This is a genomic window from Amycolatopsis sp. NPDC059657 (assembly GCF_042734395.1).
Taxonomy (GTDB): domain Bacteria; phylum Actinomycetota; class Actinomycetes; order Mycobacteriales; family Pseudonocardiaceae; genus Amycolatopsis.
This window is the reverse complement of the sequence record NZ_JBHWEB010000006.1, coordinates 113,052-126,681: the sequence shown is the minus strand read 5'-3', so window position 1 is coordinate 126,681 and position 13,630 is coordinate 113,052. Positions and strand designations below refer to the sequence as shown.

The window sequence follows — 13,630 nt, the reverse complement described above, 5'->3', positions numbered from 1 at the left end:
GGTACGGCCGGTTCTAACCGGTCATACCACTCACGACCCATCCTCGGCCCGCGCGGCTCCGAATGAGGGGTGTCCAAGAAGGGTTCACCCCATCGCCGGGGCGCCGGTGGCGGGTCACGTCCGCCGTCGTGTGCGGCGGGGAGGAGATCGCCCCGTGTTCGGTAAGCGCTATGTCTCGTCGATGATCAACCGCAGTGCCGAAAACCCGCAGGATCGCCGCCGTTTCCTCAAGGCGGCCGGTATCACCGGGCTCGGCGTGGTCGGAGCGGGGGCGGTGACCGGAATCGTCGCCGGGCCGTCGTCGGCCACCGCCACCGGCCCTGCCGAAGGGGTCAGCGACGGCGCGGTGCTGAACTTCGCGCTCAATCTCGAATATCTCGAGGCCGAGTTCTACCTGCACGCCGTCACCGGCAAAGGCCTGGCCGACCCCATGACCACCGGCACCGGGGTCCGCGGCGGCGTCGTCGGCGGGCGCGCGGTGCGGTTCAAAACGAAAGCCGCCCGCCAGTTCGCCCAGGAGATCGCCTCCGACGAGAAGGCGCACGTCCTCTTCCTGCGCTCGGCACTCGGCTCGGCCGCGGTCAGCCGCCCCGCGATCGACCTGCAGTCCAGCTTCACCGCCGCCGCGCAGGCCGCGGGCCTGGTCAAACGCGGCCAGAGCTTCGACGCCTTCGCCTGCGAGGAGAACTTCCTGCTCGCCGCCTATCTCTTCGAAGACGTCGGCGTGACCGCCTACAAAGGCGCCGCGCCGCTGATCACCAACAAGACCTACCTCGAGGCCGCCGCCGGCATCCTGGCCGTCGAGGCCTACCACGCCGCCAACATCCGCAGCGCGATCTTCCAGCACACCGACTGGATACCCGGGCTCGGCGACCTCAAGGACGCCAGCGTCAAACTGTCCAACGCCCGCGACAGCCTCGACGGCCCCACCGACCTCGACCAGGGCGTCATCGACCACTACGGCCAGGCCAACATCGTGCCGACCGACGCCAACGGCATCGCCTTCAGCCGCTCCCCCGGCCAGGTGCTCAACATCGTCTACCTGACCCCGAAAGCGGCCACCTCCGGCGGTTTCTTCCCCAAGGGCGTCAACGGCGAAGTCAACACCAGCGCGGCCAGCGGCTGACCGCTGTCAGGCGTGGAGCGCGCCGGTGCCGAGCAGCACGAGCAGCACGGCCCCGGCGATCACGCGGTAGACGACGAAAGCCGTGAACGTGTGCCGTGCGACGAACTTCAGCAGCCACGCGATCGACGCATAGGCGACGGCAAACGAGACGACCGTGCCGACCAGCAACGGAATCGGGTCCAGACCAGGTCCGAGCGCGTCCTTCAGCTCGTACAGCCCGGCACCGGTCAGCGCCGGTATCGACAGGAAGAACGACAACCTCGTCGCGGCGACCCGATCGAGCCCGCGCAGCAGCCCCGTCGAAATCGTCGCCCCCGACCGGGAAAAGCCCGGGAACAGCAAAGCCAGGATCTGTGAGCCGCCGACCAGCATCGCGTCGGGCAGCGCGGCGTCGGCTTCGCCGCGCTTGCCGGTGCCGAACCGGTCGGCGGCCCACATGACCGCACTGCCCGCGATCAACGACACGGCAACGACCCACAACGACGCGAGAGGGCCTTTCACGAGCGACTGGAACAGCAGGCCCGCCACGACAATGGGCACCGTGGCCGCGATCACCCACCACGCGAACTTGTAGTCACGCTCGCGCCTGGCCTCCGCGGAGACCAGCCCCCGCCCCCACGCGGCGGCGAACCGGGCGATGTCACGGAAGAAATAGACGAGCACGGCCGCGATCGCCCCCACCTGGATCACCGCGGTGAACCCGACGACCGCCTGGTCACCGACGGGAATGCCGAGCAAGCCCTCGGTGATCTTCAAATGCCCGGTCGACGAAACCGGCAGGAACTCGGTCAGGCCTTCCACAATCCCCAGTACCACGGACTGGCCGATATCGATGACACTCAAGACTTCATCCTCCGCAAAAAGCGCATGCCAGATTCCCTGACCGGGTGCGACGTTAACACCGGCATCGACCCGAACAGCCGAGTGTCGATAAGAGTTTCGTAAGAAATGAGTTGTTCTGCCAGTGGTAATGCGCGCCTTTACATTTCGATGACCGTGACGCCCATGCCCGCAGTAGAGTGGCGTGTGGCGGATCATCGTGGTGGGGGTGCATCATGCGGACGATTGTCGGAGTCGCCACGGTCATCGCCGTCTGCGCGACAGCAGGCTGCACCGAGCGATCAACGCCCCCGGCGCCCGTGAGCCCGCAACCCGCCGCAATCATGCTGGTCTGTTCCGACCCGATAGCCACCGTGCCCTCGCCGCCCAGCGACGTTCTCGATGTGGCCGGCCTGGACCTCACGTCGACAGTGCAGGCCAACGACAGCGGTGGTGCGGGCCCGCACCGTCTCTTCGCCAAGACCGCACTGTTCGTCCACGCCGGGCATGAGGCGGACCTGTCCGTGCCCGCGCCTTGGTCGGCCCGCGTCTCGATCACCTGGGGCAATCACGCGTCCGAGTGGACGACCAGCCTCCGGATTCCCGCCTGCCCGGTGCCGCCCTCAAGCCCGGACGCATGGCTGGTCTTTCCCGGTGGCTTCTCGATCGCTGAACCTGCCTGTGTGCCTCTCGAGGTTCGATCGGGAAGTGAGGTCAAGACCGTCCACGTCTCGGTCGGCTCTCCTTGCCCTGCTTGAGTATTCCCATCGCCCTCTCGTCGCATGGGAAGATGCGGCAGCCAGAACCGAATACGTGTTCGTCGCGCACACCGACGAGGACAACTCGGTTTCGCGGCACTTCACAGATCGGCTCCCGCCAGCGCCAAGCGGGTATTCCTGGAACTGCATCGAGCCCACGCCAACCGCCATCCACTCGCCGCCACCAGAAGGCGCCCTGAGCCGCGAGCGTCCGACGGCACACACGGGCCCGGCAACACTGGGACCACGCCCACCTCGCGGCGTGAGCGGACGTTTCAGGGGTCTGTCAAACGAACGGTGTAACTCGGGTTGAAGGGGAACTACTTGCGTCCGGCGGCTAGTCTGCCGCCCAAACTGCCGGTTGCGGGACAAGGTGGCACAGATTTGTCGTTGCTCGGCGGGTCTGCCATGGGATGATGAATGGATCATCCCATCTTTGCGCGTAGTTCGGCGGCCTTGCCGCTATTGAGCAGCTCGTAGAGCGACGACGCGTGTTCGCTTGACCAGCGACTCTAGCAATGGGGACAGCGCTTCTGTATCACTGTGACTCCGGAGGCCGCGGACTCGAATACGCTGTTTTGGGCGCATATGTCACGAAGTTGCCTGCGGCCTCCGGGAGGGTCTTGCTCTGGTCCACCATCCGGCGGGCGGCTTCGCGATCGCTTCCTGTCCAGTTCGTTTCCGGAATACCGAGAACCGCCGCGCTCATCGCAATGCCGATGGGATGGCGATCCGGCTCTTCTTTGGCAGGTATTCCACGACGACGGTGTCGAGCAGGCGATGGGAGAACCCGGCGGACGGCCGCTGGCCGTCGATCCTGCCACCACCGCGTCTCCGGCGGTCCGCTCACCCGATGCGGCCGACCGGCAAATCCACTTCTGCCGGTCGAACTTCGTTGCATGGCATATAGCGGCCACATACGCTGTTGCTGTTTCAACGGTACCGAGCATGAGACTTCACATTCGCGACTCGGTACAACAAATGCACTGAATGACAGTAGGCGTCTTGCGGCGCCCACCTAGATGGCCGCTTGAGAAAAACAGGAGAGTTCGCATGAGCAAGGGAATAATTTCTCGCACAATGGTCGCCGCGGGAGTCTCCGCCTGCGCGCTGCTGGCGGGTACCGTCGGCACCTCGGTCGCGCAACCCGCGAGCGAGCAGGAAACGTGTACGGCTCATGCGGCAGGGGACGCGTACGCAGTGATCTGCCATGACTACCTCAAACCGGAGAGCCAGGGACGCTTCTCCGGGGAGGTCCGGGTGAAGTACCTCGCACCCGGCTCTCTTCCGCAGATCGAGGTGGAAGGACGTGTGTACGACCTGCCGGCCAATGGCAAGCGGCAGACCTACCTCGCCACGACGGTCAGGAACAGGGTCTGCACGACTACGCTGTCGCGGTGCTCCGCCTGGACAGCGGTGCCCCGGCCCAGCTGAAGAGGAGAAGTCCGGTCGCGGTCGTCCGGCGAGGTCGGGGCCGGCGGCGTGGTGATCGAGCATCGTTCGATAACCGGGCGCGACGATCAAATCTTCCGCCCCAGCGACGAAGTGGTTCCGCTCTTCTGGCAGTTCATGATCGAAGAATTTGGCATCGAACCGGCCCGACCTGCGCGCAGGCATGACCCTGCGAGACAAGCTCGGCCAGATGTCCGCTCATCGGCATGCGAGGACGTCATTGGCGGCTGGACCGCAGGGTCCAGCCGCCGCTGAGGTAGAGACAGTTGGGCTTTCAGGCGGGTTGTTGTTTCCGGCTGTTTCGCCAACGGGCGGCCTGTCGGTAGTACTGGTTCGACGGAGTCAGGTAGACCAGGACGGCACCTGCCACGAAGAGGGCTGTGCCGATCAGGACGTAGGTCGCGGCCTGGCTCGCTCTCTCGTCGTCCACGTACTTGACGGCGCCCGGCAGCCACTGGATGGTCAGGAAAGCCAGTACGGCTACCGATGTTGCGCGGGCCCAATTGAAGCGGATCGCCAGCAGGGAGATCAGCAGGGCAACTGAGGGAAGGCTCGTGTGCGAACTCCCCGCGCCGCCGAGGTTCGTCACGGTCATCCCGAACAGCAAGGCCGCCAGTGGCAGAGCAACCAGTGCGGCGATCAGCACTGGAGGACGGTTCGGACGCTGTACCGGCTCAGTCATGCGATCAATATTCCGTGCTCGGCCGGGGACCGGTCCCGGCCGAAGACGGCACGGCGACCGTATTGAGCTTGTTCGCGACCGCCCGCCTGTCACGAGCAAAGTCTTCAGTCCATGCCGTCGGGGTCGGCTTGCGCGTTGGCGCGGTCGATCTCGGCCATGTGCTGCTCGGCCCAGACCCGAAGCGCCGCCAGCGGGGTCTCGAGTGACAGGCCCAGCTCCGTGAGCCGGTAGTGCACCCGCGGCCGGGGCGTGCCGCCGGACATCCGCACCGCGTTCCTCGACGCCTACGCCGGACCGGACGCCCTGCGCTGCGCCTTCTCCTACTACCGCGCGCTGCCCACCACCGCCCGCAGGCTCAACGGCACCTTGCTCGACCGGCGGCTCACCATGCCCACGCTGGCGATCGGCGCCCACCCGGTCGGCACCGCGCTCGAACAGCAACTACGCCCCATCACCGACGACCTCACCGGGCACGTCATTCCGGACTGCGGCCACATCATCCCGCTGGACCGGCCCCGGGAACTGCTCCGTCTCGTGACGCCCTTCCTCGCCGCCGACCAACCCACCGGATCACGTGGTCACGTACCCCGGCCGCATCAGCAGTCTTCCGGCCCGCAGCCGCCGTCACAGGAAATGTGCGCCCACAACGTTTTCCCGTCATGATGCGGGCCGTGGTGCACACCCCAGCGCACGGCGACGCGATCCACGAGCCTGATGCCCAGTGCGTCCGAGTGCCCGGAGAGGGTGCGGGTGACCAGCGGATGGTCGGCGCTGAAGTCGCCGACCTCGATCCGGACCGCACACGGCCGCACCCCGCGCCACAGCTGGATGTGCCGAGGGCCGCCACCGTGCAGGTAGGCGTTGGCGACCAGCTCGCTGGCGATCAGCAGCACGTCCGCGCGATGCACGCCACCGAGGTCGGCCAGGCACGTCGCGGCCCAGGTCCGGACCGCGGCCAGCGTTCTCGGTGACGTGCCGCGCAGATCCAGCACCCACGTCCCGGGCCGGGGGGCCGCCAGCGGACTGGTCAAGGCAGCACCTCCCGCGAACACGCCCTTGCCAGCGGCCTCCAGCTCACCGGAACAAGGTCGTCCCCGCTGAAGGCTCACAATCGGCACCTACCCCGGCACGGCCGATTCGAAACAACTCCCAGCAGGGTCGTGAGCGTCGCGGGCGGTTCTGACCGCCCGCAACGCTCACCGCTACAGGCCCCAGCCCCACCGCAGCTGGGCCACGCCCGAGGGGTTGTTCACCGCCAGGCCGCTCCCGCTCTGCCGGGTGATCGAATAGCTGTCACCGTCACGCAGCCCGGGCCAGTACACGACGCCCATCTTCCGCTCCCTCGCCAGGTCCGTGGTGGCGGCGAAGTAGGCGGTGAAGACGTTCCCGTCCTGGGTCGCCCCGTTGGTGTAGTTCAGCCCGGTGGTCATCGGGGCACCCGCCTCGTCGATGATCGTGCGCGACGAGTACGAGCCGAGGCGCGAGACGAGGTTGGCCCGCCACGCGGCGCGGGTGGTGTCCGAGGCCCAGAATCCGTAGAAGTGCAGCGAAAGCAGTGTGCCGTTCAACGCGCTCGCCGCACCGACCCCGGTGACGTTGTCGTTGTAACCGGTTCCGCTGATGAGCACGCGGCCACGGGGGATGCTCGAATGCCGTGACAGCCAGCCTGAGCAGAGCGACACCCAGGCGTTGAGGCTGTAGCCGAACGGCTCGTTCATGGGTTCGAAGTAGACGCCACCGTTGCCGCCGTAGTCGGCGGTGACGCGGTCCCACATGGTGTTCCAGGCGGCCGTGTCGTCGACGAAGCCGTCCTTGTTCGCTTCCCAGTAGCCGAAAATCACCTTCATGCCGTGTGCCAGCGCCGAATCAGCGGTGGCCTTGTAACGGGCCCACCAGTCCGAGTTGACGCTCTGCGGGTTGATCGGCAGCCGGACCGTGTTGGCGCCCAGCTGCTGCTGGAAGGCCGCGAGGATACCGTCCGATTTGGTCTTGATCGTGGCATAACTGTCGCCGGCGGCGAGGCCGGTCGGGACGACCCAGCCGTCCACGTAGTTGTCGCGGGCGTCGGCCCAGTTGACGCCGCGGAACGCGTTGGTGTCGGCGGAGGCCTGCTGAGCGACCATCAGCAATGGCGCGGCGAGTATCGCCGCCAGCAGAATGCGAACGCGCTTCATGCGGCCACCTGCCAACGCTGGTTGGCGCCGTTGGTCGGCCCATAGAGGCCGATCGGGGCGCCGTCTTCGCGGGATTCGCCGGTGACGTCGAGCAGTTGGCCGGTGGCGGCGTTGACGAAGGTCCAGGTGCCGTCGCCGGTGCTCGACAGGATCCAGCGTGACGCCGCGCCTCCCGTTCCCGGTGCGGTGAGCTTCACCGCGCCGTTCTCCGTGGTGAGCATCTGGCCGGTGCCCGCGTTGGTGATGGTGAACTGGTCGCGGCTTCCGTAGCGGCCGGTGCGGTCGCTGAACGTCCAGCGCTGGTTCGCCGAGGCGTTCGTGGTGCGCTGGATGAGCGATCCGTTCTCCGCGGTCAACGATTTGCCGCTCTGCACCCCGGAAAGCGAGAACGGCTTGCCGGAGCCGATGCCCGTGCCGCTCGCGACGGAACTCACGCCGTTGACCACGAAGCTGGTCACCGAGCGGGCCGGGACTCGCAGGGTCGCCCGCTGCTGGGACACCTTCACCGGCGCGCCGGTCCGCAACGCTCCGTTGACGTCGGTGACGACCGGGGTCACGGTCGCGCCGCCGCGGATGTGCCCGAAGCCGGACAGGTCGAGCGTGACGTCGCGCGCGGCGGTGCCGGTGTTGGTGTGCACGACGGTCGCCAGGTTCTCGCCGCGCATGGCGACGGTGCTGGACCGGTCGTTCACGCCGATGAGGCGGTCACCCGGCTTGATGTAGTGGGTGAAGTTGCGCATCGTGTTGAACTTGGTGTTCGTCCTGATCGGACAGTCGGCGTTCGGCGCGCAGTCGAACGGGATCTGGATCTCACCCCAGTTCATGCCTTCGGGACGTTCGCCGCCCGGCTTCATCGCGTTGTAGTCCTCGATCGGCTGCCAGCCGATCCAGGCGCTCGGCTCCAGTTCGCGCAGGTCGCCGGTGATCTGGCCGGCGAGGCCGAGGCCGGGGTCCATGCTGGTGAAGTCCTGGCCGTCCTTCCAGCTGCCGCCGACCTCGCTCATCCACAACGGCTTCGCGGCGCCCTTCGCCAGGTCACGCGGGATCGGGCGGTTGCCGGTGCCGTAGGTGTGCACGTTGAGCCGCGTGGCCTTGGCGCGGGCGTCGGCCGACCAGCCGTTCCAGTCGGCGGCGAATTTGTCCGGGTTGGTCTCGTCCGGCGCGGAGACGGTCGCGCGCAGCCCTGCCGCGGACAGCGCACCGGCCATCGCCGGGATCAGCTGCGACTGCACCGACGGCCCGATGTGCGCGCCTTCCTGCCTGCCGCCGGTCGGGTTGCCGTCGGCGCCGAGCGTGGTCTTCCAGTAGTCGGTGTTGGGCTCGTTCAGCGCGTTCACCGAGTCGAAGGTGATGTGGTGCGCGCGTTCGAGCGTCTTGGTGACCTTGGCCAGGTAAGCCGTGAAGTCACCGATCTTCTCGGTGCGCAACTGCTCGTCGGTCGCGTTGAAACCACCCGAGACGTACCCGGACACGGTCTGGAAGTACGGCGGGGAGTTGCTGAACGCCTCCCATTTGGTGACGCGTTTCTTGATCCGGTCGACCCACCAGCGCTGGTTCGGGTCCGCCGCCGGGTCGAACTCGGCCGGGTCGCCTGGCGTCCACCACTCCTTGTCCGTCCGTGTGGTGCCCGCCGGCGCCTTCCACCAGCCGGGGATCGCGCCGCCCGGTCGCAGGTAGGCGGGAACGTCGGGGGCGTTGCCGCCGCCGATGTTGAACCGGGCGATATTGAAGTTCAGCCCGTCGGGGCCGAAGACCATGTCGGCGAGCTTCGTGCGAATCGCGTCGGGATAGCCGCCGGTCGCCTCCGCCATCCAGGCGAGGCTCGCGCCCCAGCCTTCGAACGGCTGCCCCCGATAGGTCGGATCGGGGCGGACGGTGACCGAATCGGCGGCGGTGGCCGTCGCGGCGGTCAGGCCCGCGACGGTCATGGGTACACAAAGGACGGTGAGCAGACGGCGGAACGTGGTTCTGCGGTTCATCGGTGAACTGCCCTTCGTTCGTCAGGCTTCGGTATGTCCCAAAAGGGGGCGAGGCACGAACCGGGCCCCGGGTTCGAGCATGATGTCCAGTTCGAGCACGGCGATCTCGTTGACACCGGCACGCACCACCGGGCGCGGCACGTAGAGCGTCCTTTGTGGACCTCGTCGCCAGTAGCGGCCCAGCGCGAATCCGTTGATCCACACCATGCCCTTGCCCCAGCCCGCCGTGTCGAGGAAGAGGTCGGCCGGCTCGTCGAGTTCGAACTCGCCGCGCACCACCGCGGGCCCGGCCACCGGTCCGCCAAGGACTTCCGTGGCACCGGAACGCAGCTCCGGCACCGCGTCAAGGTCGATCGGGAGCACCTCCCAGCCCAGCAGCGGTTCGCCGTGCAGGAACGCGCCGCCGATGACGCCCTTGGCCTCCCCGATCCGGGGCCCGTAGTTGACCCTCCCCTGGTCCTCCACCAGCACGACCAGCTCGCCGCGCGCCCGAGGCAGCCGGACGGCGCGGTCCTGGTGCTCCCGCAGCAGCGTGCCCACGTGCTCCCCGTCGAAGAACACGGTGGCGCGGTCACGGATCTCGCCGAAGGTCAGCACACCCGGCTCGCCGCCCTCGATCTCCTTGGACAGCAACGCCAACCGCGGCGTCGGTGTCAGCTCGTCGAACGTCGGCGGCCGCTCATGGGTTCGCCAGGTGCCCCATCGCTCCGGCGACTCGAGCAGCCGGACCGGGTCGCGCAGCGTGGCCACCGGCGTCGGCGCCGCGCGTGCCGGTGGCGGGACGCTGTCGGGGACCTTGGCGTAGCGGGCGATCACCTCGCGGAACGCGTGGTACTTCGGCGTCGGATCACCCGCCTCGTCGAGCGGCGCGTCGTAGTCGTACGACGTGATCAGTGCCTGGTAGACGCCCTTGTCGTTGGCGCCGTTGGTCAAGCCGAAGTTGGTGCCGCCGTGGAACATGTAGAGGTTGACCGAGGCGCCCGCGGCGAGCAGCGCGTCGAGGTCGGCCGCCGACTGCTCGACCGTCGTGGTGTGGTGGTGCGCGCCCCAGTGGTCGAACCAGCCGTCCCAGAACTCGCTGCACATGAGCGGCCCGGTCGGCTGGTGCGCACGCAGCGTCGCGAGCCGTTCGGTGCTCTTCGAGCCGAAAGACGCGGTGCGGTGCAGCACCCCGTCGATGCTCCCGGCCTCGAGCATGCCCGGCAGCGGCTGGTCGACCGTGGTGAGCGGGACGGTGATCCCGGCGGCGCGGGTGTACTGGGTCAGCGAGGCCAGGTAGAGCTTGTCGTCGCCGAAGGCGCCGTACTCGTTCTCCACCTGGACGAGCAGCACCGGTCCCCCGCGATCGACCTGGTGCGGCACAACGACTTCGTACACCTTCTCCAAATAGGACCGCACGGCGGCGAGGTACCGTGGCTCGTTCTGACGGACGCGCAGCTCGGGGTCCCGCAGCAACCAGGTGGGCAGGCCGCCGTTGTCCCATTCCGCGCAGATGTACGGCCCAGGCCGCACGATGGCGTGCATACCGGCCTCGGCGATCAGCCGGAGAAACCGATCGAGGTCGAGGCCACCGGTGAGGTCGAACTCGCCGGGCTCCGGGGCGTGGGCGTTCCACGCGATGTAGGTCTCGATGGTGTTGAGACCCATCCGGCGCGCCTTGTCGATCCGGTCGGCCCAGAGATCGGGATGCACCCGGAAGTAGTGCAGCGCGCCGGAGATGATCTGCAGCGGGCGGCCGTCGAGCAGGAAATCGTGCTCGCCGATGACGAATTCAGGCATCGCGCACCACCGGGGTCAGCCGCAGCACGGTCCAGGACAGGGGCGGGAGGATGGCAGTGATGACGGTTCCTTCCGGCTCGTGGGTGACGGCCGCGTCCCGCAGCGGGACGGGCCGGACGGGTTGCTCTTCGGCCGAGTTCGTGGTGTGCCTGGTCTGACCGCTGCGGGGCGCCACGGTCCAGGAGCCGCAGAGATTCAGCCGGGCGCCATGAATACGCAGGCTGAGGTCGGTCGCCGAGGTAGCGGCCCGGTTGGTGAGGAAGACCGAGCAGTAGCCGGTCTCGTCGATGGTCGCCGCGGCGTCGACGATCCCGACCCGGCCGTGCCGCGCGGTCTCGAGTGTGTCGCCGCCGACGGTCAGCCTCAGGCTGACGCCGCTCGCGAACGTGGAGACGAGCTGGAACGGATGGAACGTCGTCTGCCGCCACGCCGGACCGCCGGGTTCGGTCCGGATGGGCGCGATGACGTTCACCAGCTGCGCCAGGTTGGCCATGGTGACGCGGTCGACGTTGCGCAGCAACGAGCCGAGCAACGAGCCGACGACCACCGCGTCGGTGATGGTGTAGGTGTCTTCGATGATCTTGGGGTGGTGCCGCCAGCCGCCCGCGGTCAGCCGTGGCTGTTCCACCTCGTTCCAGTGCCGCTGGTCCCAGACGTTCCACTCGTCGACGCTGATGCCGATCTTCCCGGCACCGACCTCGTCGATGATGTCCGCGACAGCGCGGATGTGGGCGTCGAGCCCTGCCCCGCTGGCGAGGTAGCTGTCGACGTCCCCGTCGTGCTCCTGGTAGTAGGCGTGCAGCGAGATGTGGTCCACCAGCCCGGCGGTGTGTTTCAGTACCGTGCGCTCCCACTCGCCGAAGGTCGGCATCTCCGGGCCGGAGCTGCCCGCGACGATCAGTTCGATGCCGGGGTCGATCATCCGCATGACCCGCGCGGTCTCGGCGGCGAGGCGGCCGTACTCGCCGGCGGTCTTGTGGCCGACCTGCCACGGGCCGTCCATCTCGTTGCCGAGGCACCACAACCGGAAGCCGAACGGGCGGTCGGCGCCGGTCGCGCGCCGCCGCTCGCTCAGCGCCGTCCCGCCGGGATGGTTGCAGTACTCCAGCACCTCGGCGGCTTCTTGGATCCCGCGCGTGCCCAGATTCACCGCGTACATCACTTCGACGTCCGCGGCCGCGGCCCACGCGGCGAACTCGTGCAGCCCGAACCGGTTCGACTCGAGGCTGTGCCACGCCGGGTCCAGCCGGACGGGACGCTCGGCACCGACCCCGTCCTCCCACCGGTACGCGGAGACGAAGTTCCCGCCCGGATACCGGACCACGGTCGGCCCGAGCTCCCGTACCAGGTCGAGCACGTCGCCGCGAAAGCCACGGCTGTCCGATGTGGAGTGACCGGGTTCGTGGATCCCGGTGTGCACGGCCCTGCCCATGTGCTCGACGAACGAGCCGAACAGGCGTCGCGGGACGGGGCCGATGGCGTGGGAGACATCGGCCTCGATCTGGCTTCGCATGGCTCAGCCCGCGCTGACCGTGAAGCCCTGCTGGTTGCCGTAGTCGACGAGCGCCTTCTGCCAGGCGTCCAGCCCTGGGTCGAGCGCCGTGCCACTCACATAGGCCTTGCCGACGGTGTCGCTGAAGATACTGTTGGCATAGGTCTGGTACGGCAGGTAGTTCCAGCCTTTCGCGACGGTCTTCGACGCCTCCGCGAGCACCTGGTTGATCTTCTGCCCGCCGAAGTACGGCACGGCCTCGTCCAGGAACGCCGGCGAGTTCAGATCGGCCGTGGTCGCCGGGAAGCCGCCGCTGGCGATGAACGGCTTGACCCCGTTGCCGTGGTTGAGCCAGCGCACGAACGCGGCGGCCAGCGCCGGATTGGCGCTCTGCTTGAGAACCGACTGCGTGCTGCCGCCGTTCTCCGCGGTGACCGGCTGCCCGTCATAGGTCGGCATCGGGGCGACCGCCCACTTCCCGGCACCACCGGGGACCGAGGACTTGAAGTTGCCCGGCATCCAGGCGCCGGTGACCAGCGACGCGATGGTGCCGTCGCCGAGTGCGCGGAACCAGTCGTCGGACCACTCCTTGATCGGGGCGAGCAGCTTGCCGGTGACCAGCTGGTTCCAGGTGGCCGTCCACTTCTTGGTGCCCGCGTCGGCGAGGTTGATCTTCACGTTCCGGCCGTCGGCGGTGAACGGGTGCCCGCCTGCCTGCCAGATCATGCTGGCCGCGAACCCGGCGTCACCGGTGTCGGAGGTGAGGTACTTCGCGGGGTCGGCCGCGTGCAGCTTCTTGGCCGCCGCCAGGTACTCGTCCCAGGTCTTCGGCACGGCGATGCCGTACTTGTCGAAGACCTCTTTGTTGTAGAACAAGGCCATCGGCCCGGAGTCCTGCGGCAGGCCGTACAGCCCGTTGTTGACCCGCACACTCGACCAGGTCGACGGCGAGAAGTCCTTCTCGAACGCGCCGAAGCCGTACTGGTCGAGGTTGGCCAGCGAGTCGGTCAACGCGAACTGCGGGAGCGCGTAGTACTCGATCTGCGCGACATCCGGCGCGCCGGAACCGGCCTTGATCGCGTTCTGGAGCTTGGCGTACTCCTCCTTGTTCGTGCCCGCGTTGACGTAGTTGACCTTGACGTTCGGGTACTCCTTCTCGAACGCGGCGACCTGATCCTTGGCCGACGGCGTCCAGCTCCAGTACGTGATCGTCCCGCCCGCCTTGAGCGCGGCGTCGACGGAATCCTGGTTGCCGGTGGCGGGCGCGGGCCCGGTGGAGGCGCCGGACGAGCAGCCCGCAGCCAGCGCTGCGGCCAGTGCCACGGCGACGACCGCCTTGGCACGACTACGAATACGTGACATCGAATGT

General features: G+C 67.9%; 13 protein-coding genes. 4 read left to right on the top strand and 9 right to left on the bottom strand.

Annotated elements, in window-relative coordinates:
• Nucleotides 1–154 precede the first annotated feature (154 nt).
• Entirely contained in the window at nucleotides 155–1,126 is a 972-nt protein-coding gene (locus tag ACFV15_RS05540) for a ferritin-like domain-containing protein (protein ID WP_378348930.1), read from the top strand.
• A gap of 6 nt (nucleotides 1,127–1,132) precedes the next feature.
• Here ACFV15_RS05540 and ACFV15_RS05535 read toward each other — a convergent pair whose 3' ends face one another.
• Complete coding sequence (locus ACFV15_RS05535; protein WP_378348929.1) at nucleotides 1,133–1,969, bottom strand: undecaprenyl-diphosphate phosphatase; 837 nt, start codon at nucleotides 1,967–1,969, stop codon at nucleotides 1,133–1,135.
• Between the two features lie 212 nt (nucleotides 1,970–2,181).
• Between ACFV15_RS05535 and ACFV15_RS05530 the strand changes: the two genes are divergently transcribed.
• Both ACFV15_RS05530 and ACFV15_RS05525 read left to right on the top strand, forming a co-directional pair.
• Nucleotides 2,182–2,703, top strand: a complete 522-nt coding sequence (locus tag ACFV15_RS05530; protein WP_378348928.1) for a hypothetical protein — start codon at nucleotides 2,182–2,184, stop codon at nucleotides 2,701–2,703.
• A gap of 1,053 nt (nucleotides 2,704–3,756) precedes the next feature.
• Nucleotides 3,757–4,137, top strand: coding sequence for a hypothetical protein (locus tag ACFV15_RS05525; protein WP_378348927.1), 381 nt, complete (start codon nucleotides 3,757–3,759; stop codon nucleotides 4,135–4,137).
• 292 nt (nucleotides 4,138–4,429) lie between these two features.
• Here ACFV15_RS05525 and ACFV15_RS05520 read toward each other — a convergent pair whose 3' ends face one another.
• Nucleotides 4,430–4,837 (bottom strand): hypothetical protein, encoded by a 408-nt coding sequence (locus ACFV15_RS05520; protein WP_378348926.1) that lies wholly within the window; start codon nucleotides 4,835–4,837, stop codon nucleotides 4,430–4,432.
• Between the two features lie 104 nt (nucleotides 4,838–4,941).
• Nucleotides 4,942–5,100: a winged helix-turn-helix transcriptional regulator gene (locus ACFV15_RS05515; protein ID WP_378348925.1), complete on the bottom strand. Its 159-nt coding sequence runs from the start codon at nucleotides 5,098–5,100 to the stop codon at nucleotides 4,942–4,944.
• On the opposite strand from ACFV15_RS05515, the gene ACFV15_RS05510 reads away from it, so the two are divergent.
• The gene (locus ACFV15_RS05510) at nucleotides 5,087–5,500 is read left to right on the top strand and encodes an alpha/beta fold hydrolase (protein ID WP_378348924.1); all 414 of its coding nucleotides are present in this window, start codon (nucleotides 5,087–5,089) and stop codon (nucleotides 5,498–5,500) included. The two genes, ACFV15_RS05515 and ACFV15_RS05510, sit on opposite strands and share 14 nt — an antisense overlap.
• Here the strand turns inward: ACFV15_RS05510 and ACFV15_RS05505 are convergent.
• From ACFV15_RS05505 to ACFV15_RS05480, 6 genes are all read right to left on the bottom strand, one after another.
• Nucleotides 5,434–5,868, bottom strand: coding sequence for an ATP-binding protein (locus ACFV15_RS05505; RefSeq protein ID WP_378348923.1), 435 nt, complete (start codon nucleotides 5,866–5,868; stop codon nucleotides 5,434–5,436). The genes ACFV15_RS05510 and ACFV15_RS05505 overlap by 67 nt on opposite strands.
• A 171-nt stretch (nucleotides 5,869–6,039) precedes the next feature.
• Nucleotides 6,040–7,011 carry a cellulase family glycosylhydrolase gene (locus ACFV15_RS05500; protein WP_378348922.1) on the bottom strand — a complete coding sequence of 324 codons (972 nt, stop codon included), beginning with the start codon at nucleotides 7,009–7,011 and terminating at the stop codon, nucleotides 6,040–6,042.
• Complete coding sequence (locus ACFV15_RS05495; protein WP_378348921.1) at nucleotides 7,008–8,990, bottom strand: RICIN domain-containing protein; 1,983 nt, start codon at nucleotides 8,988–8,990, stop codon at nucleotides 7,008–7,010. Before ACFV15_RS05495 ends, ACFV15_RS05500 begins: the two co-directional genes overlap by 4 nt.
• 21 nt (nucleotides 8,991–9,011) lie before the next feature.
• Nucleotides 9,012–10,769, bottom strand: a complete 1,758-nt coding sequence (locus ACFV15_RS05490; protein ID WP_378348920.1) for a beta-galactosidase family protein — start codon at nucleotides 10,767–10,769, stop codon at nucleotides 9,012–9,014.
• Entirely contained in the window at nucleotides 10,762–12,282 is a 1,521-nt protein-coding gene (locus tag ACFV15_RS05485; protein WP_378348919.1) for an alpha-N-arabinofuranosidase, read from the bottom strand. Before ACFV15_RS05485 ends, ACFV15_RS05490 begins: the two co-directional genes overlap by 8 nt.
• A 3-nt stretch (nucleotides 12,283–12,285) precedes the next feature.
• Nucleotides 12,286–13,623: an ABC transporter substrate-binding protein gene (locus ACFV15_RS05480; RefSeq protein WP_378348918.1), complete on the bottom strand. Its 1,338-nt coding sequence runs from the start codon at nucleotides 13,621–13,623 to the stop codon at nucleotides 12,286–12,288.
• Nucleotides 13,624–13,630 lie beyond the last annotated feature (7 nt).

What these genes read in the sequence shown, in the direction of transcription:
- ACFV15_RS05530 (WP_378348928.1), top strand. Translation starts at nt 2,182, where the DNA reads ATGCGGACGATTGTCGGAGTCGCCACGGTCATCGCCGTCTGCGCGACA.
- ACFV15_RS05525 (WP_378348927.1), top strand. Translation starts at nt 3,757, where the DNA reads ATGAGCAAGGGAATAATTTCTCGCACAATGGTCGCCGCGGGAGTCTCC.
- ACFV15_RS05520 (WP_378348926.1), bottom strand. Translation starts at nt 4,837, where the DNA reads ATGACTGAGCCGGTACAGCGTCCGAACCGTCCTCCAGTGCTGATCGCC.
- ACFV15_RS05515 (WP_378348925.1), bottom strand. Translation starts at nt 5,100, where the DNA reads ATGTCCGGCGGCACGCCCCGGCCGCGGGTGCACTACCGGCTCACGGAG.
- ACFV15_RS05500 (WP_378348922.1), bottom strand. Translation starts at nt 7,011, where the DNA reads ATGAAGCGCGTTCGCATTCTGCTGGCGGCGATACTCGCCGCGCCATTG.
- ACFV15_RS05495 (WP_378348921.1), bottom strand. Translation starts at nt 8,990, where the DNA reads ATGAACCGCAGAACCACGTTCCGCCGTCTGCTCACCGTCCTTTGTGTA.
- ACFV15_RS05490 (WP_378348920.1), bottom strand. Translation starts at nt 10,769, where the DNA reads ATGCCTGAATTCGTCATCGGCGAGCACGATTTCCTGCTCGACGGCCGC.
- ACFV15_RS05485 (WP_378348919.1), bottom strand. Translation starts at nt 12,282, where the DNA reads ATGCGAAGCCAGATCGAGGCCGATGTCTCCCACGCCATCGGCCCCGTC.
- ACFV15_RS05480 (WP_378348918.1), bottom strand. Translation starts at nt 13,623, where the DNA reads ATGTCACGTATTCGTAGTCGTGCCAAGGCGGTCGTCGCCGTGGCACTG.